Raw genomic sequence first — 22,923 nt, forward strand, 5'->3', positions numbered from 1 at the left:
AACAGTATATGGATGCCAACGCCCCCGAACCGCCGGACTACGCCGAGCTGACGACCGTCAGCAACTTCTCGTTCCTGCGCGGGGCCTCGCACCCGGAGGAGCTAGTGGAGCGGGCCCGGGCACTGGGCTATCGCGCGCTGGCGCTGACCGATATCGCCTCGCTGGCCGGCGTGGTCCGCGCCCACGCAGCGGCGAAGGACTGCGGCCTGCACCTGATCCTGGGGGCGACCTTCCAGCTGGCGCACGGCCCCGTCCTGACCCTGCTGGTACGCAATGCGGCGGGCTATGCCGCGCTGTGCCGTCTGATCACCCATGCGCGCGGGGCGGCGGACAAGGGGCACTACCACCTGACACAGGCGGACCTCGACGCCCTGCCCGCCGAGGCGCGTGCCGGCTGGCACGTCCTGCTGCGTATCGAGCCCGAGACTCCGGAGCCGACGCTCGCCGAGGCGGCCCGCTGGCTGGCGGGATGGGCCGCGCCGGGCCAGGCCCATCTGGCGGTCAGCCAGCTGCGCACGCCGGAGGATGCCGCGCTGGCAACCCGCACACAGCAGCTCGCCGACACGGTGGGACTCCCGATCGTCGCTTGCGGCGATGTGCACATGCATGCTCGCGGCCGGCGTGCCCTGCAGGACGTGCTGACCGCGCTGCGCCTGCGCACCACGGTTGCCGAGGCGGCCCCGTCGCGCTTCCCCAACGGCGAGCGCTGCCTGCGCCCGCGCGACGACCTGGCCGCGCTGTATCCCGCCGCCTGGCTCGCGGCCAGTGTGCGGATCGCGCGGGACTGCGACTTCTCGCTGGACGCGGTCACCTACCGCTACCCGACCGATCCCCTGCCGCAGGACACGAGCCCGGCCGCCTATCTGCGCGAGGAGACCCTGAAGGGCGCGCGTGGGCGCTGGCCCGACGGGATCCCGGCGAAGGTGTCCAAACAGATCGAGCGCGAGCTCGAGATCATCGCGCAGCTTGGCTACGAGCCCTACTTCCTGACGGTCTACGACATCGTGCGCTTTGCCCGCGGCCGCGGGATCCTGTGCCAGGGGCGCGGCTCGGCGGCGAACTCCGCCGTTTGTTATGCCCTCGGCATCACGGCAGTGGATCCCTCGCGCTCCAGCATGCTGTTCGAGCGCTTCATCTCCGCCGAGCGTGGCGAGCCGCCGGATATCGATGTCGACTTCGAGCACGAGCGCCGCGAGGAGGTGATTCAGTACATCTACCAGCGCTATGGGCGCGAGCGCGCGGCGCTGGCCTGCACGGTGATCCGCTACCGTCGGCGCAGCGCCCTGCGCGACGTCGGCCGTGCCCTGGGCATCTCGCGCGCGCGGCTGGATGCGCTGACCGCCAACCTCGCCTGGTGGGACGACGGCATCCCCGCCGAGCGCCTGCGCGAGGTCGGGCTGGACCCGGATGGCGCCCTGGCCCGGCAGTGGCAGGCCCTGACCGCCGAGCTGCTGGGCTTCCCCCGCCACCTGTCGCAGCACACCGGCGGCTTCGTGATCGCCGAGGGCCGGCTGGACGAGCTGGTGCCGATCGAGAACGCGGCGATGCCGGAGCGCTCGGTGATTCAGTGGGACAAGGACGACCTCGACGCGGTGGGGCTGTTGAAGATCGACGTGCTGGCGCTGGGCATGCTCTCCTGCGTGCGCCGCGCGCTGGAGCTGATGGCCCGCCACCGAGGCCGCGACTGGGGGCTGGCCGACATCCCCGCCGAGGATCCGGCGGTCTACCACATGCTGCAGAAGGCCGACACCCTGGGCGTGTTCCAGATCGAGTCGCGCGCGCAGATGAGCATGCTGCCGCGCCTGAAGCCGGCGAACTTCTACGACCTGGTGATCGAGATCGCCATCGTGCGCCCCGGCCCGATCCAGGGCGAGATGGTGCACCCGTATCTGAAGCGCCGCGCCCACCCGGAGCGGGTGCGCTACCCGAATGCCGAGATCCAGCGTGTGCTGGGGCGCACCCTGGGGGTGCCGATCTTCCAGGAGCAGGTGATCGAGCTGGCGATGGTCGCGGCCGGCTTCTCTGCCGGCGAGGCGGACGGGCTGCGCCGCGCGATCGGGGCCTGGCGCCGCACCGGCCAGCTCGCGCGCTACCGCGAGCGCCTGATGGACGGCATGCGGCAGCGCGGCTATCCGGAGAAGTTCGCCGAGCAGCTGTACAAGCAGATCCTCGGCTTTGGCGAGTACGGCTTCCCCGAGTCGCACTCGGCCAGCTTTGCGCTGATCACCTATGTCTCGTCCTGGCTCAAGTGCCACGAACCGGCGATCTTTGCCTGCGCCCTGCTGAACAGCCAGCCGATGGGCTTCTACGCCCCGGCACAGATCGTCGCCGACGCGCGCCGCCACGGTGTGGAGGTGCGCCCGGTGGATGTGCGCTGCAGTGACTGGGACTGCACGGTGGAGCCCGTAGCCGGAAGCGACGCACTGGCCCTGCGCCTGGGCCTTAACCGGGTCAGCGGGCTCGCGCAGGCCGTGGCCGAGCGCGTCGTCGCCGCGCGCGCCGAGCGCCCGTTCGCGGACGTGCCGGATCTGGTCGCCCGCGCCGCCCTGACCCGCGCTCAGGCCAACCGCCTGGCCCGCGCCGATGCCCTGAAGGGCCTGGCCGGCAACCGCCACCAGGCGCGCTGGGCGACCGAGGCGGTGGAGGAACCCCTGCCCCTGTTCGCCGACGCCCCGGCCGAGACGGTGCGCGAGGCCGACGTGACCCCGCTGCTGCCGCGCCCGGATGCGGTGGATGACCTGGTGCAGGACTACGCCACCCAGGGCCTGAGCCTGGGCCCGCACCCGCTGGCGCTGATGCGCCCGTTCCTGGAACGCAAGCGGCTACGCACCGCCGCCCGGCTGTTGGAGTGCCCCAGGCATCCCGGTGCCCGCTATGCCGGCCTCGTGATCACCCGCCAGCGGCCGGGGTCGGCCAACGGCACGGTGTTCCTGACCCTGGAGGACGAGAGCGGCACGCTGAACCTGATCGTCTGGCCGGACCGGGTGGAGCGCTTTCGCGCCGAGGTCCTGCACGGCCGCCTGCTGGAGGCCCACGGGGAATGGCAGTACAGCGAGGGGGTCGGGCACCTGATCGTGCAGCGCCTGATCGACCGCAGCGCCTGGCTGGGCGAGCTGACCACCCGCTCCCGCGACTTCGGATAGGGATTGCGCCTCGGGCGGCATTCAGACGCGGCCGTAGAGGTCCTCCAGCCGCACGATGTCGTCCTCGCCCAGATAGCTGCCGGACTGGATCTCGATCAGCTCCAGCGGGATCGAACCCGGGTTCTCCAGCGAATGGATCTGCCCGATCGGCACATAGGTCGACTGGTTCTCCGTCACCAGATAGGTCTCTTCGCCGTTGCGCACCCGCGCGGTGCCGCTGACGACCACCCAGTGCTCCGCGCGATGGTGATGCATCTGCAGCGAGAGCTTCGCCCCGGGTTTTACGGTAATGCGCTTGACCTGGTAGCGCCGCCCGACGTCGACGCACTCGTAGCAGCCCCAGGGGCGGTACACCGCCGGGTGGTCCACATGCTCGCTTCGGTTGTCCGACTTCAGCCGTTCGACGATGCGCTTGACGTCCTGCACGCGGTCGCGGTCCGCCACCAGCACCGCATCGCGGGTGGCGACTACCGCCAGGTTGCGCAACCCGATCCCCGCGACCAGCAGGCCATCGGCATCGACCACGCAGCCCTCGCTGTCCTCCAGCAGACAATCGCCGCGCAGGGTGTTGCCATGCTCGTCGGTGCCGCGCACCCCGGCCAGCGCGGCCCAGGAGCCGATATCGCTCCAGCCGGCAGCCAGGGGCGTGACCGCCGCGCGGTCGGTGCGTTCCATCACGGCGTAGTCCACCGAGATATTCGGCACCCGGGCGAAGGCCTCCGGGTCCACGCGCAGGAAATCGAGGTCCTCGCGCGCCCCCTCCAGTGCCGCCTGACAGGCCGTGACGATCTCGGGCTCGAAGCGCTCCAGCTCCTGCAGATACTGCGAGGCACGGAACACGAACATGCCGCTGTTCCAGAGATACTCCCCGTGTCTCAGGTACTCGCGGGCGGTGGCGGCATCGGGCTTTTCGACAAAACGGGCGACCCGCGCACCGGCCTCGCCCAGCGACTCGCCCTGCTGGATGTAGCCGTAGCCGGTTTCGGGCGTCACGGGCACGATGCCGAACGTGACCAGATAGCCGGCCTCCGCCAGCGCCACCGCGCGGCCGACCGCGGCCTTGAAGGCATCGGCATCCCCGATGTGGTGATCCGCGGCCAGGACCAGCAGCAGCGGATCGCGCCCCTCGGCCCGGGCCTGCAGCGCCGCCAGGGCAATCGCCGGGGCCGTGTTGCGCCCCTGCGGCTCCAGCAGGATGCGCGCCTGCTCGATGCCGATCGCGCGCAGCTGCTCGGCGGCCAGAAAGCGGTGGTCCACGTTGGCCAGCACCAGCGGTGGGCTGGCATGCAGACCCTCCAGGCGCGCGACGGTTTGCTGCAGCAGCGTCTGGTCGCCGGTCAGGGGCAGGAACTGCTTGGGATAGTGGCTGCGCGACACCGGCCACAGCCGCGTGCCGGTCCCGCCGGCCAGGATCACCGGTTGCAGCTGGTTCTGGATATCGGCAAGCGCCATCGTTGTTATCCCCGTATCAGGCGGGAAAGCTCTTCCACGCGACGCTCCAGCAAGGCCGGATCGGCGCGGGTCTCGACGTTCAGCCGCAACAGCGGCTCGGTATTGGAGCTGCGCAGGTTGAAGCGCCAGTCCGGAAACTCGAGGCTGACCCCGTCGGTGCGATCTTCCACAGCCCCCTGCCCCTCCAAGTACTTCAGCACGCGATCGGTAGCGGCTGCGACATCCTCGACCTCGAAGTTGAGCTCGCCACTACAGGGGTAACGCGCGACGCGCTCGGCGACCATTTCGCCCAATGCCTGACCACGGCGCCCCATCAACTCGGCGACCCGTAGCCAGGGCAGCATCCCGCTATCGCAGTAGTAAAAGTCGCGGAAGTAGTGGTGGGCGCTCATCTCGCCGCCGTAGATGGCATCTTCGTGGCGCAGGCGCTCCTTCATGAACGCGTGTCCGGTCTTTGACTGGATGGGCTCGCCCCCGGCGGCCCGCACCATCTCGATGGTGTTCCAGGTCAGGCGCGGGTCATGGACGATCCGTTCGTCCGGATGCCCTTCCAGACAGGCCTGTGCCAACAGCCCCACGATGTAGTAGCCCTCGATGAAATCTCCCGCCGCATCGAAGAAGAAGCAACGATCGAAGTCGCCATCCCAGGCCACGCCCAGATCCGCGCCATGCAGCCGCACGGCATCGGCCGTCGCCGCGCGGTTCTGCGGCAGCAACGGGTTGGGGATGCCATTGGGGAAATGCCCGTCCGGTTCGAAGTTCACCCGGATCAGCTCAAACGGCAGATGCGGCTCCAGCGCCTCGAGGACGGGGCCCGCCCCGCCATTGCCCGGGTTCACGACGACGCGCAGCTTCGGCAAGGCCTCGCGGTCGACCGAAGCCAGCACCCGGGCGATATAGTCCCGCCGGTGGTCCAACGGATGAATCTGGCCCTGGGGCATGGGGCGAAAGTCGCCCCGCTCGGCGCATGCCCGGATCGCTTGCAACCCGGAGTCGCCGCTGATCGGGCGCGCCTCGCCACGGACGAGCTTCAAGCCGTTGTAGTCCAGCGGATTGTGGCTGGCGGTGACCATCACCCCGCCGCCGGCCCCGTAGTGCGCGGTTGCAAAATAGACCTCTTCGGTGCCGCACAGGCCGATGTCGGCGACATCGCTGCCCCCGGCCGTCAATCCTTCCATCAGGGCCTGGGCCAGTTCCGGGCTGGACAGGCGGATGTCGTGCCCCACCACCGTTCGGCCGGGGCGGACCTCTTCGGCAAAGGCGCGTCCGATGGCGTGCACCACCGCGGGGTTGAGTTGATCCGGCACGCGGCCGCGAATGTCATACGCCTTGAAGCACTCGATCTTCATGCAGTTCCCTTCCGGCCCCCTCCGACTGCCGGCCCGCCGGCAGCTCGCACTCCTTTCTCTTCATGATACATAGCAGACCCGCGACATGGCGCGACGCCGGTTACAGCAATGAAAATGTTCATACTTGACGCTAGCGCCTCATGACCCCGACCATGGTGGGTTTATCCAACGAGGAGAAGTCGATGAGTGAGCCGCAAGTGAAGACCGAGGAGAAGAAACAGCATTTCGACGATATCTACGTCGCCGAGACCCCGGTGCCGTTCAAGGAGCGCATCATCGACGCGCTCGATTACATCTCCGACGACTTCAACCGGCAAACCTTCGACCGGCTGATCCTCCCCTGGGCGCAGCAACAGGCCGATGCGGGCAAGACCCTGAACTACGTCGACCTGTGCTGCTGCTTTGGCAACACCACCATGGCGGCCGTGCACGGCATGGATGTCCAGGCGATCCGCGCCAACTGGGCCGACGAGCAGGCCTGCAAGACGGTCGCCGCCCCGCGCCGCCTGCCGATGAAGACGACCGGGATCGACATCTCCGGCAACGCCCTGGCCTACGGCAAGAGCGCGGGTCTGTTCGACCAGACCTTCGAGGCCGACCTGAACCAGGCGGATGCCGACACCCGCAACGCGATCGAGCAGTCGATGGAAGAGGCGGACATCGTCATCTCCACCGCTTCGCTGGTCTATCTGGACCCGCCGGCCATCGAGAGCCTGGTGGATGCCTTCGCACGGGGCAAGGGCGAAGGCTACATGCTGGTGAATTTTCTCAACCCCTTCGCACTGGAAAAAGCGGACGCCACCAAGCGCCTGTTGCTGAGTCGTCTGGACTTTGTCGGCAGTACCGCGACCCGTCACCGTCGCCTGTCGCCGCTGGAGCAGGAAAACTATCCCGGCGAGGAATGGGCCCTGCTGGAAATCTGGGTGCTGCGCCGTCGCGGGTAAGCCGTTACCGACGCCTCAGCGCACGCATGGAAAAGGCCGGCGAATGCCGGCCTTTTTTGTGTCTCCGTAAGTGGCCACGGAGTTTCTTGTAAATGATTGACTTATTGGGAGACGACCGCCTGCCCGTCCCGACACCGGGCAGTGCCGAGGTTCATTCCATATCCGCCATCTCGAGGATCGAACCCACGATATCGCTGGTGGTGACGATTCCCTCCAGGGTATTGCCGCGCAGCACCACCAGCCGCCGGATGCCCTGGGTCACCATCAGCCGGGCCACATACTTGACGTCCATCTCCGCCGGCACCGTAATCACCGGCTTGGCGCAGACGTCGTAGACATTGGAGAGGTCGATATCGCCCTCTTCGGCCACAATCGTCTTGAGAATGGTCGTGTAGGTGATGATCCCGTAGGCATCGTGCTCGTGCTGCTTGTCCACCACCAGGGACTTCACCTTGTGCTGCCGCATCAGCTGCATCGCCTCGCGCAAGGGCGCGAGCGGCGACACGGTAATCACGTCGGACTTCAGGATCTCGCTCACCAGCATGGTCTTGTGCTCCTCAGATTTCTTCCTTCACGTGTTCCTGGAACTGCTCGATCTGCTTGCGCCCGATCCCGGCCAGATGCGCGATATCCACCGTAAACGCCACCCCGCGCGGATCTCCTTCGAGTTCCAGCTCCTGGCTGACGGCCTTGAGCACGTTAAGCGCCACTTTCTTCTCCAGCACCCACATCAGCACGGACTGGCTGCCCTCGTAGGTCATGCCCAGAAACGTCTTGCGCGCCTCCGCGCCAATACCACGGGCATCCATGATGGTGACACCCCCGGCGCCCGCCGCCTTGGCCGTCTCGATGGCCCGCGGTTCCATGTCGTCCGGGAGCACGGCGATCAGTGCCGAAAATCTCATGTCGAGTCCTCCTGTTGTGCGCGATCCCTGCCGGTCCAACGCTCGTAGATATCCACCACGATGGCGTAGACCATCACGGTGACGATGGGGAAGATCGAGGCAAAGGCGATCAGGCCAAAGCCGTCGATCAGGACATTGCGGTCTTCCAGATGGGTGGCCAGGCCGATGCCAAGGGCCGTGACCAGGGGCACGGTCACCTCCGAGGTCGTCACCCCGCCCAGGTCAAAGGCCAGTGCCACGATCTGCTTGGGCGCGAGGATCGTCAGCACGATCACCAGCAGGTAACCGGCCATGATGTACTGGTGGATGGAGTCTCCCGCCAGGATGCGGTGCACCCCGATGGTGATGCCGATCGCCACGCCCAGCGCGACCAAGATGCGGATCACATTGCCACGTAATGAACCGCGCGCCGCCTCCTCGGCCTTCTGGCCGATCGCGATCAGGGCGGGTTCGGCCATCGTGGTCGCGAAGCCGATGGAGAAGGCGAACAGGTAGACCCACAGGAACAGCTCGTTGGCGATCAGCTGCTCGGCCATGCTCTCGCCGATCGGGAACAGCCCCATCTTGAGTCCGACCACAAAGGCGTACAGGCCCAGTACCACCAGCACGAAGCCGAAGATCACGCGCGGCAGGTACGGGATGCGCTTGCGCAGCACGAAGTACTGGAACACCACAATCACCGCGATGATCGGTGCGACATCGCGCAGCATCAGCAACAGATCCATCCCCATTGCGGAGAGCCAGTGGCGCTCGCCCGCGCCCGGCAGGTCCGTGTCCGCGTCCATCGCCGCGGTCTCGCCGTTGCCCGGGGCATCGACCTCGGCGCCGGCAAACACGATGATCCCGTACAGCTGCACCGTAATCATCGGGACCATCACGGCCAGCGCCACCAGGCCAAAGCCGTCGCGCAGCGGGTTGCGCCCGCTGATCGAGGCCGCCAGGCCCAGGCCCAGCGCCGCCACGAGCGGCACGGTCACGATATTCGTGGTCACCCCGCCCGAGTCGTAGGCCAGGCCGACGATCTCCTCGGGGGCAAAGAAGGTCACCAGCACCACCAGCACGTAGCCCGTCAGGATGTACCAGTGCAGCGGATGGCCCATGATCGTGCGCAGGATGCCCAGCGCGACCACGGCACCCACCGACAGCGCGACGATCAGCCGCAGGACCAAACCCTCGATGCGTCCCTCGCTGATCAGCTCCGCCTGTTCCGCCACCGCGATCAGCGCCGGTTCCGCGATCACGGTGGCAAACCCGAGGGTAAAGCCGAACGCCATCAGCAACAGCAGCGAGCCACGTCGAGCGAGCGCGTTCGACAGGTTCTTGCCGATGGGGAAAATCCCCATCTCCAGGCCCTGAAGGAACAGCGCAACACCAAAGACCACGATGGTCAGCCCGACCACCATGGACAGCAGGCCATCCGGCACCGTGCGCAGCACCAGCGCCTGGAACACCGCGACCACGATCACGATGGGCGCAAGATTGCGCGCCGCATGGCCCAGCGTGTGGAGAAAGTTCATGCGCTCCCTTGCCGAGGCATGGCCCCGGAATCAATTCCCCGCGCCGCGGTCGCAGGCAGTATGGAATCCCTGCAGATACCCTATCGCGCCGTGGTCGTCGGTGCCACGGGCGGGCTCGGCGCCGCGTTCGTCGAACACCTGGAGAACGACCCGAACTGCGAACGCGTAGTGGGACTGAGCCGCCACAGCGAACCACCCGTCGATCTCCTCGACGAAGCCAGCATCGAACGCGCAGCTGCCTGGCTCCGCGAGCAGGCCCAGGAGTGGGACCTGGTCCTGGACGCCACCGGCATCCTGACCCTCGACGGCCACGGGCCGGAGAAGCGCTTGCGCGACCTGGACCCGGCGATTATGGCGCGCTCATTTGCCATCAACGCCATCGGCCCGGCCCTGCTGTTCAAACACCTCGCGCCTTTGTTGCCGCGTCAGCGCAAGGGCATCCTCGCCACGCTGTCGGCCCGCGTCGGCTCCATCGAGGACAATCAGCTGGGCGGCTGGGTGAGCTACCGCGCCTCCAAGGCCGCGCTGAACCAGATCGTCCGCACGATGGCGCTGGAGCTGCGCTTCAGCCATCGCCAGGCCGCAGTGATCGCCCTGCAGCCCGGGACCTGTGCAACCCGTCTGTCGGAGCCCTATCGGGCCCGTGCCTCCGAAGTGCTGGAGCCCGAGTACGCCACCGGCGAACTCCTGAAGGTGCTGGATCGTCTGGACGCGTCGGATTCCGGGAGTTTCTACGACTTCGAGGGCCAGCGGCTGCCGTTCTGAAAACCGTTGCCACGCATGATCTGCATCAACAAGTGCTAATGCGAGGCGGGCAATAGTACCTCCGAACCATCACATTGTCGGAGGAACCGAACATGCGCCGTACCCTGACCTTTCGTGCCCTTGCCCTGGCCGGCCTGCTGGCCCCGGCTGCCCTGATCCCGGCCCATGCGACCGCTGCCAGCGCGGATGTCTCCGCCGGCGACTGGCTGCTGCGCGGCGGCCTGACCTACATCTCGCCGAAGTCCGACAATGGCGAACTGACCCCGGCCGATCTGAGCGTGGATGTCGGTTCCAGCACCCGCCCGACCGGCTCCGTAACCTACATGTTTACCGACAACCTTGGCATGGAGCTGCTGGTCGGGATCCCGTTCAAGCACGACATCTCGCTCGAGGGCGACCGCGTGGGATACACCCGTCTCCTGCCGCCGACCCTGAGCCTGCAGTATCACTTCAACACCGGATCGGCGTTCCGCCCGTACCTGGGGGCCGGCGTCAACTACACCCACTTCTTTGACACCACCACGCGCGGGGGCCTTTCCGACCACCGTCTGCGACTCGACGATTCCTGGGGTGTTGCAGTACAGGCCGGGATCGACATCGCACTGGACGACAACTGGTTCCTGAACACCGAGGTGCGCTGGATCGACATCGAGAGCACCGCGCGTCTGGACGGCGACCGCATCGGCACCGTCGAGATCGACCCCTGGAGCTTCGGGATGAACGTCGGCTACCGCTTCTAAACCGACCTAACCGAGCCCTTCCACGAGGCCGAGGACCCGCTGTATGCGGACCTCGGCCTCGTGCTTTTCCAGGCCCCGCTCGGCGGGCACGCCCCAGACCGGGCCGGGCCAGGCCGGATCGCCCGGCTGGCGGGCGACATGGTGCAGGTGCAGCTGCCCGACGATATTGCCGAGCTTGGCCACATTCAGCGTCTGCGGCTCGAATGCCGCCTGCATCGCCCGCGCCAGGGCCGTGGACTCCCGGGCGAGCATCGCCGCATCGTCGGCACCAAGATCATGCAGCTCGCGCAGACCGACTCGACGCGGCACCAGGATGAACCACGGGATCGCCGCATGATCCATCAGCAGCAGCGTCGACAGGGGCCAGTCCGCGACGAACCAGGTATCCGCGCGCAGCCGCCCGTCCAGTTCGAACGCTTCGTTCATTGCAGTTCCTGCCAGATGCCCGGCGTGGCCCAGTGCCCGGTGCTGCGCTCGTCCCCTTCCAGCAATACATAGCTGTAATGCGCCCGGTGGCGCAGCTCGCCCGCCAGCGCGCGGCGTTGCTGCGCGTCCGGGCCCGCAATCACGATCACATCCTCGCCGGGCAGGGCCCAGGCGGCAGCGTCCGGGGACTCGGGCAGATCGCTGTCGATCGCCACCGGCGATTCCGGCCAGTCGCGGGCGCGCAGCCAGTTGCGCACCGAGTCCGGATCGCCCAGCACGATGCGGGTACCCTCCACGTTCTGGGTCTGCTCGGGTGCGCGCCCCAGCCAGGGCGCCACCTCGACCGGCCGCGCCGAACCCAGCGCGATCACCTGTGTATCCGGGTCCAGTGCGGCGCGGCGCAGGATCGCCGGCGATTCGTCTTCGGCCAGATGGCGAAACAGCCGCCAGTCCGGATCTGCGGCAGCGCGCAGCGGCTTGGCATCCAGCTCCACTTCAAACGACTTGTCGCTCTCGGACAGCGTTAGCCAGAACGTCTCCGCCCCCTGTTCAGTCTCGACCACAAGCGGTACACGCAGATCCCAGGGTTCGTCATCGCCGGACTGACGCAACGTGCCCGACAGCGTCCACCCATCCGCCTCCTGCTCGACCGCGAGATCGGCCAGCTCGAGCGCCGGGGCCCCGCGGCGCTCGATCCACTGGCGGAAGAACGGCTCCAGATCCTCGTCGGTGGCGGAATCGAAGGCCACAATCAGCGCTTCCCAGTCGGCCTCGCGTCCCTTCCACTCGTCGTAGAGCGTGCGGGCACCCTCCAGAAACGCCTCGCGCCCGATCCAGTCCTCCAGCATCCGCCAGATCATCGCGCCCCGGTGGTACCCGGCGATGCGCAGCGCGCCCTGGTTGCCGCCCCGGTACTCGCCATGGGCGCGATCCTCTTCTGCCGGGAGCGCGGCGTAGTCGCGCAGCCACTGGCCCCGCTCCTCGCGCCCCTCGCCCGCCTCGCGCTTGAACTGGTAGTCCGCCATGTAGGTGGTCAGCCCCTCCGACCAGTTACCGCCGGATCGATCGACATAGACGCCCGTTCCCCACCACATGTGCAGGACCTCGTGGCCCAGCGAGGTATGCGGGATAAAGGGAAGCGGGATCACCTGTTCGCCCAACAGCGTAAAACCGGAGAACGCCAGCCCGACCGGCTGCGGCGAGGCCGCCACGGTGAGACTGCTGTACGGATAGGGCCCGATCTCGGATTCGAAGCGCTCGATGTACTCGGCGGTCTTCTCGCGGTAGGTCTCGCCGAAGGCCTCGTGCAGCGACCGCGGGAACAGGGTGCGCACCTTCCAGCCGTCACCCTCGATCACGCCCGACTCCCAGATGCCGGAGGCAAGCGCCAGACTGCGCGCGGCCGGGTGTTCGTAACGGGCCCAGTAGCGATCCCCTTCATCGCCTTCGTCCACCAGCGAGCCCGACACGACGGCCTTCTGGCCATCTTTCACCTTCAGGTGAATCCGCATGGGCACGGGCTCGTCCTCCAGCGCGGGATACCAGCCCGCCCCGGCCGGCAGAAACCCGGCCTCCTCGCCCAGGAAACCCGAGCCCGGACGCGCCTGGTCAGGCCGTGACAACCTCGCGCCATACTCGACGATCAGGAGACCGGAACCCCGCTCCGCCGGGGCATCGCCCAGCTCCAGCCACCCCGAATCGGTCAGCTCGTATTCGATGGAGTCGCCATCCAGCGTGACCGCATCGACGCCCATGGCGGGATCGAGGCGCAACCGGCCCGGCGGATCCCGGTCCAGGGCCTCCAGATCCAGCGCCAGACGCCCGTCGAAGGTCGATTCCCCCGGGTGCAGTTGCACACTCAAGCCGAGCGGGAAGTCGGCGTCGGGCTCGGCGTAATCGTTGCCCGCCGCCGAAGCGGCCGAGACGCCCAGCGATGCCAGAAGGCCGATCGAGGTCCACCACACCGTACGCATATCGCTCCCTCGATTACTCGCCGTACGGGAATCGGGCCACGCGCTCTTCGGCCTCGCCGTCGCGTTCGATCTCCAGTGGCAGCCAGGTGCCCGGTGTCACGCGCTGGACGATCCGTTGCAGATCCGACGGGCGCTCCACTGCCTGATCGCCAGCGCGGAGGACACGGTCGCCCCCCTCCAGGCCCGCCGCTTCGCCCACGGAGCCCGACTGCACACCCTGGATAATCACGCCGCGGCCCTCGTCACCCCTCAGCTGTACCCCGAGTAGCGGCGTTGCAAGGTCAAACCGGTCACCATCGGTAATCCCGAACACCGCTCGGGCCAGGTCCGGTTCGGCCGCGGAGCAGTCGTCCCGGTGCTCGCGGGGCAGCAGGACCGGGGCATCGTCAAAGCCCAGATCCGCCAGCTGATGCGGCACGCCGTGCCCGTACTGCAGGTGACCGGAACCGATGATCCCGACCACCAGCGGCGGCTCGTCCGAAGACCCCAGGACGTCGGCGATGCCGGCGGCCATCATCCGGTCCCAGACCAGCTGTGACCCGATGAACTGATCGGGGTCGCGTTCCATGCCCGCCGGATGGCGTTCCATCACCTCCACCAGATACTCGCGATAGCCCTCGGGCGGATCTGCCGGCTGGCTGACGCCATAACGCTCGTCTTCCGGCACCGCCTCCCAGCCTTCCTGTCCGAGCCGCTGCACCAGCGTGCGTTCGGCGTTCAGCGCCACCAGCGGGACATCATGTACACGGGCGAAATGCAGAATCGGCCAGTACAGCGCCGGATCGAACCCCCAGTGGCTATACCAGTCGCTGTCGCGCAGGAACGCATCCGCGTCCAGCTCGCCGGCCACCCACTCGTCCAGCACCGGCTGCACCGAGCGCGGCAGCATCTCGAGCCCGATCACCATATCCGGGCGCTGTCCGTGCAGGGCCGCCAGCGTCCCCAGCTGCCAGCGGTGGTGATCCATGCGATCGTGGCGCTCGCCCAGCAGCACGGCATCCGCCTGCGCCAGCTCGGCGAACAGCTCCGCCCGGTCCAGCTCATCACCGGCCGGCGTGGCCCACTGCCCCGGGGCCGGACAGGCTGCACTGGCCACACCGGGCAACACCGGCGCGGCCAGCATGGCGGCCAGCATTACGCCAATGCCACGCCGCCGGATTCCTCTGCTCTGCATGCCACTCTCCTGTCTGGGGCTCCATCCCCGGTGATAGACCTACTCTCGGACCCCATGATGGTCGCCACGTTCCGCGTCCGGTAGCCTGCCGGGATGGACACCCCCCGGGACACCGCCGCGCGCAACCGATTCCCGCAGCGTTTGCAGGGATGGCTGGGCGCCCTGCGCTCGATGGCGATCTACTGGCGACCCGGACGCCAGGCCGGCCTGCGCCGCCTCTACGCCGAATTCGTGCGGCCCGGTGATCTCGTGTTCGACATCGGTGCCCATATCGGGGACCGCACCCGCGCCTTCGCCGCGCTCGGGGCGCGCGTCGTCGCGCTCGAGCCGCAGCCCCAGATCCTGCGGCTGCTGCGCAAGGCGACCTCCAGGCTCCCTGGCGTGCGTATTCGCCGCGAGGCCGTGGGACCGGAGAATGGTACCGCGCAACTGGAGGTCAGTCGCAGCACCCCGACCGTGTCCTCGGTCTCGCGACGCTTCACACGCGAGATCGCGAAACGCAATCGCAGCTTCCGCAAGGTGACCTGGGACGATCAGGTCGCGGTCCCGATGGTCACCCTGGACCAGCTGATTGCCGAACACGGCCTGCCGGCCTTCTGCAAGATCGACGTCGAGGGTCTGGAGGCCGAGGTCCTGCGCGGGCTCAGCCAGCCCGTCCCCGCGCTGTCGTTCGAGTTCGTGGCCGGCGCCGAAGAGGTCACCGAGGAATGCCTTTCACAACTGGCCGCCCTGGGCAACTACGAGTACAACCTGATCGTGGGTGAACAGCGCCGATTCCAGTTCCACACCTGGCAGACAGCGGAGGCCGTCCGCGCCTGGCTGGACCAGCATGTGGCGCGAGTGGGTTCCGGCGACATCTACGCCCGGCTGCGCGGGACTTGACCCGCGCCGCGCTCGCGGACAACGCTCCCTGAATGGACACCCGTACCCTGACCCGCTGGCAGGACCTGACCACCGAGGCCGTCGCCGACTATGCGCGTCGCGACGCGGTGGTGGTGTTGCCCCTGGCCGCGATCGAGCAGCATGGCCCCCACCTGCCGCTGGATACGGACCTGCGTATCGGCCTGGGCCTGCTGGACGCGGCGGCGCCACTCCTCCCGAGTGACCTCGAGCCGCTGGTACTGCCGCCGATGGCGATCGCCACCAGCGCCGAACATACCCGTTTCGCCGGGACGCTGAGCCTGACGCCGGAGACGGCGCTGGCCGTGCTGCGCGAGATCGGGGGAGCCGTCGCCGGCGCCGGCTTTCGCCGCCTGGTGCTGGCCAACAGCCACGGGGGCAACACTGCGATCATGGAGCTCGCCGCGCTGGATCTGCGCCGGGCGCATGGACTGCTGGCCACCAAGCACCACTACTTCCTGCAACCCCTGCCGAACACCATCGAGATCCCCGAGCGCGAGCGTCGGCACGGCCTGCACGGCGGCCTGATCGAGACGGCGATGATGCGCGTGCTGGCACCCACGCTCGTCCGGATGGATCGCGCACAGGACGCCCGTTCGCTGGGCGAGGATCTCGAGGCTACGAGCCAGTGCCTGGGCCCCACCGGCGAGACCGCGTTCGCCTGGCTGGCGGATGATCTCCACCCAGACGGCGTCGTGGGGGCCGCGGACCGCGCCACGCCCGAGCTGGGACGGGCCCTGATCGACCACTACGCCGAAGGCCTCGCGCGCGCGATCACCGACACCGCCGCCTTCCCGATCGACCGCCTGGCCCGCTGAGGGACCCGCTTACCCGCTCTGGCTGGCGTAGCGCCCTTCCAGCGCCCCGTACAGCGCGCGCAGCCCCATCGCCTCGCCTCCCTTGGGCCGGCCCGGCCGCGCGCGCACGTTGAACGCCATGATGTCGAAGTGCAGCCAGGGCACGTCTTCCGGCACAAACTCCTTCAGGAACAGTCCCGCCGTGATCGCGCCGGCGTAGCCACCGGTCGAGCTGTTGACGATGTCGGCGACATCGCTGTCCAGCATGTAGCGATACGGGGCATGCAGCGGCAATGCGCAGACCGGGTCGTCCCAGGCCCTGGCCGGGGTTTCCAGTGCCTTCGCCCAGTCAGCATCGCTGGCAAAGACGGCGCTGATCTCCGTCCCCACCGCGACGCGGGCGGCGCCGGTCAGGGTGGCGAAGTCCACCAGCAGGTCCGGGTGGAAGCTGCCGGCCCGGTCCAGCAGATCGGCCAGTACCAGCCGCCCTTCCGCATCCGTGTTGTCGATCTCGATCGTCTTGCCGTTGCGCGCGGTCAGCACGTCGCCGGGGCGGAATGCACGCGAACCCACCGCGTTCTCCACCGCCCCGATCAGCACCGTCAGCCGAACCGGCAGTTCCGTCGCCATGATCAGGCGGGCGAGCCCCAGCACGATCGCCGCCCCGCCCATGTCCTTTTTCATCTGGCGCATGGAGTTGCCCGGCTTCAGGTTCAGGCCACCGGAATCGAAACAGACGCCCTTGCCTACCAGCACCACGGATGGGGCATCCGCGGGGCCCCAGGTGAGCTCGATCACCCGCGCGCCATGCGCACTCGCCTCGCCCACCGCATACACGCAGGGGTACGACTTCTCCAGCGCATCGCTGTCGCTCACCACGTGCAGGCTGCAGCCAAAGGTCTCGGCCAGCTCGCGTGCGGTCAGGGCGAGATTCGCGGGCATCATGTCGGCGGCCGGGGTGTTGATCAGGTCCCGGGTCATGGCGATCGACTCGATGTAGGCGGCCACGCGTTTGCGGTCGACCGCCTCGGGCCAGACCAGCCGCGGTGCCGGCCGATCCTCCACCGCTCGGTAGCGATCGAAGCGGTAGCAGCCCAGGCCCCAGCCGATCGCGGCCTGCTCCTGTGTCGCCGGGTCCAGTCCATCCGTGGCCAGGCGATAGTGCCCCGTGGCCAGGGTCTCGGCGGCCGCCGCCAGCATCCACAGGGGGGTATCGGCATCGAACCCCACCAGGACCGCCGCCAGCTGCCCATGATCGCCCGGCACGCGCAGGACCTGCCCGTCCTTGCCCTCGAAACGCCCCGCCTCGGCCCAGGCGCGCCAGGTCGGCGGGGCGGCCTCGAGACGGGCCTCCAGGGTATCGGCGGTGACGGGCACCAGATCGATGGCATCGTCGGCGGCTTCAACAAAGGCAGAATCCACGCGGCTTTCCTCCCGGTTCGGTCAAAATGGCCATAATAACGCCCGTTGGCCGCCCCGGCCGGCACACCCACCGTCACAGGATGTGAGCATGACACCAGCGCTGGAAATTCGCGGCCTGCGCAAGACCTACAAGAACGGATTCGAGGCCCTGAAGGGCATCGACCTGGAGGTGGCGCCCGGGAGTTTCTTCGCCCTGCTCGGACCCAACGGGGCCGGCAAGTCGACGACCATCGGCATCATCACCTCGCTGATCAACAAGACGGCCGGTGAGGTGCGCGTCTTCGGGCACGACCTCGACCGCGATCAACAGGCGGTCAAGCGCTCGATCGGCCTGGTGCCTCAGGAGTTCAATTTCAATAACTTCGAGCCTATCGGCGAGATCGTGGTGAACCAGGCGGGCTACTACGGCATCACGCGCCACGAGGCCTGGCGCCGCGCCGAGCACTACCTGCGCGAGCTGGGCCTGTGGGAGAAGCGCAAGGACATGGCCCGCACCCTGTCCGGCGGGATGAAACGGCGCCTGATGATCGCCCGCGCCCTGGTGCACGAGCCGCGTCTGCTGATCCTGGACGAGCCTACCGCCGGGGTGGACATCGAGCTGCGCCGCTCGATGTGGGAGTTCCTGCGGCGCATCAATACCGATGGCCGCAGCATCATCCTGACCACGCACTACCTGGAGGAGGCCGAGTCCCTCTGTCGCAACATCGCGATCATCGATGATGGCCAGATCGTCGAAAACACCACGATGAAACAGCTGCTCGCGAAGCTCGAGACCGAGACCATGGTGCTGGATCTCAGCGAGCCGGTATTGCAGCTGCCCCAGGACACCGAGATCCCGATCCGGCAGATCGACGAACTCACCCTCGAGGCGGACATCCAGCGGGGGCAGCACCTGAACGACCTCTTCCGCACCCTGGACCAGGCGGGGTTGAAGGTTCAGAGCATGCGCAACAAGGCCAATCGGCTGGAAGAGCTGTTCCTGCGGATGACACGCAACGAGCCGGAGCCGAGTCATCTCACCCCCGGCGCCGAAGGCGCAGCCGAGCAGCCGGAAAATCCGCAATGAGCGCGCGCCACCTGCACGACTACTGGGTCGCCTTTCGCACCATCGTGACCAAGGAGGTCCTGCGCTTCGCGCGCATCTGGGTCCAGACCATCCTGCCGCCGGTGATCACCACCGCCCTGTACTTCATCATCTTCGGGGGACTGATCGGCGAGCGCATCGGGGAGATGGACGGCTTTCGCTACATGGACTTCATCGTCCCCGGGCTGATCATGCTCGCGGTGATTACCAACAGTTATTCGAACGTGGTCTCGTCCTTTTTTGGCTCCAAGTTCCAGCGCCATATCGAGGAGATGCTGGTCTCGCCGATCCCCAACAGCGTGATCATCCTGGGCTTTGTGTTCGGGGGTGTGGCCCGCGGGCTCAGCGTCGGGGTGGCGGTCCTGCTGGTTTCGCTGTTCTTCAGCCCTCTGAGCATCCACAACGCGGGCGTGATGCTGGTCGTCGTCCTGCTCACCTCGATCCTGTTCGCACTGGCCGGGCTGATCAACGGCGTCTTCGCGCGCACCTTCGACGACATCGCGATCGTGCCCACCTTCGTGCTGACCCCCCTGACCTATCTTGGGGGGGTGTTCTATTCGGTCAGCCTGCTCCCGGAGTTCTGGCAGGGCGTGTCGATGCTCAACCCGATCCTCTACATGGTGGACGGGTTCCGCTACGGAAGCCTTGGTGCGAGCGACTTCCCGATTGCCGTTTCCTTTGCCGTAATCGGGCTCTTCATCGCAGTCCTGTACACCGCAGCACTGGTATTGTTGAAACGGGGTATCGGGATCCGGTCCTGATGCATCGTAATGACGCTTTCCTGCCCGCAAGCACCTGCAAAGTGGGCAAGAGGGGGTTTATTACCCGAAAAAACGTGGTATAAAGCGGAAACTTTTCAGGGTAGAGGCCATATGGGCGTCAAACGAAAGATTCCACCCGTCTTTCTTCTCGGCGCAGCCGGGCTCGCTGTAGCAATCAGCGCCAGTCTCCTTCTCGCTTCTCAACCCGCAGAAACCTCGCAGCCGCTCGACATTGCGGCGCTGCAGGCCGGGGCCAACGGCAAAATGACGCCGCAGGTACCCACCCTTTCCCCCGGTGAACACAATGGTCAGGCCGAGCGCCTCCCCCAACCGGGCGGATCGGCCACCGGCGAAGCCGCGGATTCGCACTTCGACGCCGAGGCCACCCGGGTCGCCTACGCAACCGACCTGATCAATGACTCCGGTTTCGACGACGAGACCGACTACCCGACCTCGTACGAGACCTTCGACCTCGATGAAGGGGAGGACCAGGTAGTCGACGAGGACCGTTCCGACTGGAACACCCATACACTGGAGCAGGGTGAACGCCTCACCAGCCTGTGGCACCGCGACTGGGACCTGCCGCTGGCGACCCTCTATCGCCTGCTGGACGATGACGATAACGCATCGATCCTCAACCGCATCCGTCCAGGACAGGAAATCGAATGGCAGGTTGACGACGAAGGGTATCTGACCCACCTGCGCCTGTGGACCGATCGCGCCAGCGGATACGAATGGGTCCGCGAGGAGGAGGGCTGGGACTTCGAGCGGGCCGAGGTCGAAAATGGGCGCGAAGTCAGTCATATGGTGATCAGCGCCGAGATCGACGGCAATATCTCCGCCGCGCTCGCACAGCGTACCGACCTGTCGCCACGCGCCGCCAACGCCCTGGCGGTGCTGCTGGATCGCTATCTTCCGGTCCGCACGCATGCACGCAGTGGCGACGAGTTCACCCTGCTGCTCGAAATGGAAACCCTCGTCGGTGACGACACCCCGCACAACCTGCGCCTGCTCGCCTTTGACTACGAAGGCCAGCGCATCTCGGTACGCGCGGCCCGCAACTCCAACGGGCGCTTCTACACCCCGGACGGCGAGAGCCTGCTGCCGCCCTTCGATCGCCGGCCGTTCTCGGGCAATTACCGCATCAGCTCCGGCTTCGATCCGCGTCGCCGTCACCCGGTTACCGGCCGGGTCGCACCCCACTCCGGAACGGACTTCGCAATGCCGATTGGCACACCGGTGAAGGCGCCCGCCGATGGCCGCGTTACCCGGGTCGAGAATCATCCCTATGCCGGCCGCTTCATCGTAATCGAGCACGGCCAGGGCTATTCCACCCGTTACCTGCACCTGCACCGCCAGCTGGTCAGTGTGGGCGACACGGTGGAACGCGGCGATCGCATTGCCCTGTCCGGCAACACCGGACGCTCGACCGGGCCGCACCTGCACTACGAGATCCACGTGAACAACCAGCCGCGCGATCCGATGCGTGTGGAACTCCCGGAAAGCGAATCGCTCTCCGGCGAGGAACTGGAGAAATTCAAGGGCGTGAGCCAGACCCTGCTGGCACAACTCGACGAGAGCGAACGTAACACCCAGGTCGCGTTCACCCCCTACGATGACCTGGTGAGCCAGTAGTTCGCCAGCTGGAAAACAGCGCCCCGTGTCCCACGGGGCGTAGTTCGATGGTCCATCCCGCCCATTCGCCCACCATCCCCTGCGAGCCCCTTGCACAGGCGGAACTCGTCTGGCGCGACGGCCGTCCCTACGCACCGCAATACCAGGATGCCTACTTCGGCTCGGATGACCCCCGGTCCGAAGCCCGTGAGGTCTTCATCGACGCCAACAGACTCCCGCAGCGGTTTGCGGCCGGGGGGCGGATCGCGATTGGGGAAACGGGCTTCGGAACGGGCTTGAATGTACTGCTGACGCTGCAGCAGTGGCGGCGGCATGCCCCCGAGGGCGCCTTTCTCTCAATACTCAGCCTGGAAGCCCATCCCCTGTCTCCAGACGCCCTGCACGAGGTCCATCAACGGCTGGGGCTGGACGATGCCGACAGCCGGGCCCTGCGGGCACAGTACCCGCCGCCGGTCAGCGGTCTGCACCGGATCATATTTCCCGGCGCACAAGCAGTCCTCACGCTGGGTCTCGGAGACGCGGCCCCGCTGCTGGCGCAGATCCGCGGCGGCATCGATGCCTGGTTCCTCGACGGATTTGCCCCGCGCTCGAACCCGGGGCTGTGGAACACCGCGGTCTTTCGTCAAATCGCCCGGCTGTCACGCCCGGGCGCTACCTTTGGCACCTACACCGCCGCGGGTCAGGTGCGCCGCGACCTGGAGGCTGTTGGCTTCGAGGTCGAGCGCGCCCCAGGGCATGGCCACAAGCGGGAACGCCTGATCGGGCATTTGGCCGGGACATCGCCCCGCACGGACAACGCCCCCCGCATTGCGGTGGTCGGTGCAGGTGTCGCGGGCCTCGCCACCGCATTCGCACTGCAACGTCGAGGCTGCAATGTGCGGGTATTCGACCCCGCCGGGGCCGGGGGCGGCGCATCGGGAAACCCCGCGGCCGTCCTGTTGCCGAACCCCCACCCCACCGATACCGAACTGAACCACCTGGCGCTGGCCGGCACGCGCTCGACTCGTGCACTGCTCGCCGAGGTCACCCGCCAAACACGGATCGACCCTGTGCTCGCGGAAGGGGTCTCCTTTCATGGGGTCAGCGCACATGCCCGCAAGCGAGTCCAGCGGCTTCAGCACGCGGGCCCGGAACACACCGGATTCTTGTTCGAGCGCAGGGGAGGGCCTGACTCGGGTCCGGAACCACGCCTCTACTACCCCCAGGGCTGCGGCCTCAATCTGGCCCGGTTTTGCTCGGGCATCGCTCAGCTGCTCCCTGCAATAGCGACAAGCAGAGTCACCGGCCTGAGTGCCACCGACGCGGGCCTGCACCTGGAGGCGGGCCCAACCGAGCCGCCCGGGGTATGGGATCACGTGATCCTCGCAACGGCGGCACCTGGTGGGCGCCCCCTGTGCCCCGAACTGGAACAGGTCTCCACCGTGGTGGGCCAGATGACCCGGATTCGCGCCCCGCTACCGGACTGGGGCGGAGAGGTCGCCACAGGTCGGGGTTACTGCATCCCTCTGGGCCCTGGCGAGGCATGGATTGGGGCCACATATCGGCACACACAACCGGCGCCATCCTCGAACCCTCCCCCCGACACGACGCCACATACGCAAGACGACCAGCTCAACCTCGAACACCTTGCATGGGTCCCGGGGCTGCATGACCCGAGCCGGATCGAGATCCTGGAACGCTGGACCGGCATACGGGCCGTGGTGCGTGATCGCTTGCCGCTCCTCGGCCCCAGTCGCCGGGACGGCGGGAACCGCGTCTGGCTGAATGTGGCCCACGGCTCGCGCGGGCTGCTGTACGCACCCGTGGCGGCGGAACTTCTCGCCGATCGTCTGCTGGACTTGCCGGAGCCGCTGCTGGACAGCACCGCAGCCCGCCTCGACCCGCAACGCCCCCTGGCCTAGCCCGTCTCACGGGGGGGGTCCGCCGGGATCCGGGG

The 22,923-nt window shown here is 67.4% G+C and carries 19 protein-coding genes; 10 read left to right on the forward strand and 9 right to left on the reverse strand.

Annotation, left to right across the window (positions count from 1 at the left end):
• Nucleotides 1–8 precede the first annotated feature (8 nt).
• The gene (locus tag C995_RS0107855) at nt 9–3,143 is read left to right on the forward strand and encodes an error-prone DNA polymerase (protein ID WP_018864408.1); all 3,135 of its coding nucleotides are present in this window, start codon (nt 9–11) and stop codon (nt 3,141–3,143) included.
• A gap of 21 nt (nt 3,144–3,164) precedes the next feature.
• On the opposite strand, the gene C995_RS0107860 is transcribed toward C995_RS0107855, so the two are convergent.
• Both C995_RS0107860 and C995_RS0107865 read right to left on the reverse strand, forming a co-directional pair.
• Nucleotides 3,165–4,595 (reverse strand): mannose-1-phosphate guanylyltransferase/mannose-6-phosphate isomerase, encoded by a 1,431-nt coding sequence (locus C995_RS0107860; RefSeq protein ID WP_018864409.1) that lies wholly within the window; start codon nt 4,593–4,595, stop codon nt 3,165–3,167.
• A 5-nt stretch (nt 4,596–4,600) separates the two neighbouring features.
• Entirely contained in the window at nt 4,601–5,944 is a 1,344-nt protein-coding gene (locus C995_RS0107865) for a phosphomannomutase/phosphoglucomutase (RefSeq protein ID WP_018864410.1), read from the reverse strand.
• Between the two features lie 182 nt (nt 5,945–6,126).
• Between C995_RS0107865 and C995_RS0107870 the strand changes: the two genes are divergently transcribed.
• Nucleotides 6,127–6,888 (forward strand): class I SAM-dependent methyltransferase, encoded by a 762-nt coding sequence (locus C995_RS0107870; protein WP_026279020.1) that lies wholly within the window; start codon nt 6,127–6,129, stop codon nt 6,886–6,888.
• Between the two features lie 151 nt (nt 6,889–7,039).
• On the opposite strand, the gene C995_RS0107875 is transcribed toward C995_RS0107870, so the two are convergent.
• Genes C995_RS0107875 through C995_RS0107885 form a run of 3 tightly spaced genes read right to left on the reverse strand, consistent with a single transcriptional unit; the run spans nt 7,040 to nt 9,310 of the window.
• On the reverse strand, nt 7,040–7,432 hold the full coding sequence (locus C995_RS0107875; protein ID WP_018864412.1) for a CBS domain-containing protein: 393 nt from the start codon (nt 7,430–7,432) through the stop codon (nt 7,040–7,042).
• 13 nt (nt 7,433–7,445) lie between these two features.
• Nucleotides 7,446–7,793, reverse strand: a complete 348-nt coding sequence (locus C995_RS0107880; protein WP_018864413.1) for a hypothetical protein — start codon at nt 7,791–7,793, stop codon at nt 7,446–7,448.
• On the reverse strand, nt 7,790–9,310 hold the full coding sequence (locus C995_RS0107885) for a DUF1538 domain-containing protein (protein ID WP_018864414.1): 1,521 nt from the start codon (nt 9,308–9,310) through the stop codon (nt 7,790–7,792). Before C995_RS0107885 ends, C995_RS0107880 begins: the two co-directional genes overlap by 4 nt.
• 60 nt (nt 9,311–9,370) lie before the next feature.
• Between C995_RS0107885 and C995_RS0107890 the strand changes: the two genes are divergently transcribed.
• On the forward strand, nt 9,371–10,075 hold the full coding sequence (locus C995_RS0107890) for an SDR family NAD(P)-dependent oxidoreductase (RefSeq protein WP_018864415.1): 705 nt from the start codon (nt 9,371–9,373) through the stop codon (nt 10,073–10,075).
• A gap of 92 nt (nt 10,076–10,167) precedes the next feature.
• Nucleotides 10,168–10,815 (forward strand): OmpW family protein, encoded by a 648-nt coding sequence (locus C995_RS0107895; protein WP_018864416.1) that lies wholly within the window; start codon nt 10,168–10,170, stop codon nt 10,813–10,815.
• 6 nt (nt 10,816–10,821) lie between these two features.
• On the opposite strand, the gene C995_RS0107900 is transcribed toward C995_RS0107895, so the two are convergent.
• Genes C995_RS0107900 through C995_RS0107910 form a run of 3 tightly spaced genes read right to left on the reverse strand, consistent with a single transcriptional unit; the run spans nt 10,822 to nt 14,349 of the window.
• Nucleotides 10,822–11,241: an HIT domain-containing protein gene (locus C995_RS0107900; protein WP_018864417.1), complete on the reverse strand. Its 420-nt coding sequence runs from the start codon at nt 11,239–11,241 to the stop codon at nt 10,822–10,824.
• Nucleotides 11,238–13,214, reverse strand: coding sequence for a M1 family metallopeptidase (locus C995_RS0107905; RefSeq protein WP_018864418.1), 1,977 nt, complete (start codon nt 13,212–13,214; stop codon nt 11,238–11,240). Before C995_RS0107905 ends, C995_RS0107900 begins: the two co-directional genes overlap by 4 nt.
• Before the next feature lie 13 nt (nt 13,215–13,227).
• On the reverse strand, nt 13,228–14,349 hold the full coding sequence (locus C995_RS0107910; RefSeq protein WP_018864419.1) for a ChaN family lipoprotein: 1,122 nt from the start codon (nt 14,347–14,349) through the stop codon (nt 13,228–13,230).
• A gap of 132 nt (nt 14,350–14,481) precedes the next feature.
• Here C995_RS0107910 and C995_RS0107915 point away from each other — a divergent pair, with 132 nt between their 5' ends.
• Nucleotides 14,482–15,270, forward strand: coding sequence for an FkbM family methyltransferase (locus tag C995_RS0107915; RefSeq protein WP_018864420.1), 789 nt, complete (start codon nt 14,482–14,484; stop codon nt 15,268–15,270).
• 32 nt (nt 15,271–15,302) lie between these two features.
• A complete protein-coding gene (locus C995_RS0107920; RefSeq protein WP_018864421.1) occupies nt 15,303–16,106 on the forward strand; it encodes a creatininase family protein in 804 nt (267 codons plus the stop codon).
• Nucleotides 16,107–16,115: 9 nt separating this feature from the next.
• On the opposite strand, the gene C995_RS0107925 is transcribed toward C995_RS0107920, so the two are convergent.
• Nucleotides 16,116–17,507 carry a M17 family metallopeptidase gene (locus tag C995_RS0107925; RefSeq protein ID WP_018864422.1) on the reverse strand — a complete coding sequence of 464 codons (1,392 nt, stop codon included), beginning with the start codon at nt 17,505–17,507 and terminating at the stop codon, nt 16,116–16,118.
• A gap of 88 nt (nt 17,508–17,595) precedes the next feature.
• On the opposite strand from C995_RS0107925, the gene C995_RS0107930 reads away from it, so the two are divergent.
• The 4 genes from C995_RS0107930 (at nt 17,596) to mnmD (ending at nt 22,888) form a co-directional block, all read left to right on the forward strand.
• The gene (locus C995_RS0107930; RefSeq protein WP_018864423.1) at nt 17,596–18,573 is read left to right on the forward strand and encodes an ABC transporter ATP-binding protein; all 978 of its coding nucleotides are present in this window, start codon (nt 17,596–17,598) and stop codon (nt 18,571–18,573) included.
• Nucleotides 18,570–19,352: an ABC transporter permease gene (locus tag C995_RS0107935; RefSeq protein ID WP_018864424.1), complete on the forward strand. Its 783-nt coding sequence runs from the start codon at nt 18,570–18,572 to the stop codon at nt 19,350–19,352. Before C995_RS0107930 ends, C995_RS0107935 begins: the two co-directional genes overlap by 4 nt.
• Before the next feature lie 111 nt (nt 19,353–19,463).
• Nucleotides 19,464–20,987, forward strand: coding sequence for a peptidoglycan DD-metalloendopeptidase family protein (locus tag C995_RS0107940; RefSeq protein WP_369771649.1), 1,524 nt, complete (start codon nt 19,464–19,466; stop codon nt 20,985–20,987).
• A gap of 47 nt (nt 20,988–21,034) precedes the next feature.
• Complete coding sequence (gene mnmD, locus C995_RS0107945; RefSeq protein WP_018864426.1) at nt 21,035–22,888, forward strand: tRNA (5-methylaminomethyl-2-thiouridine)(34)-methyltransferase MnmD; 1,854 nt, start codon at nt 21,035–21,037, stop codon at nt 22,886–22,888.
• Nucleotides 22,889–22,923 lie beyond the last annotated feature (35 nt).

The sequence above is a fragment of the Thioalkalivibrio sp. ARh3 genome (assembly GCF_000377265.1).
Classification (GTDB): Bacteria; Pseudomonadota; Gammaproteobacteria; order Ectothiorhodospirales; family Ectothiorhodospiraceae; genus Thioalkalivibrio; species Thioalkalivibrio thiocyanoxidans.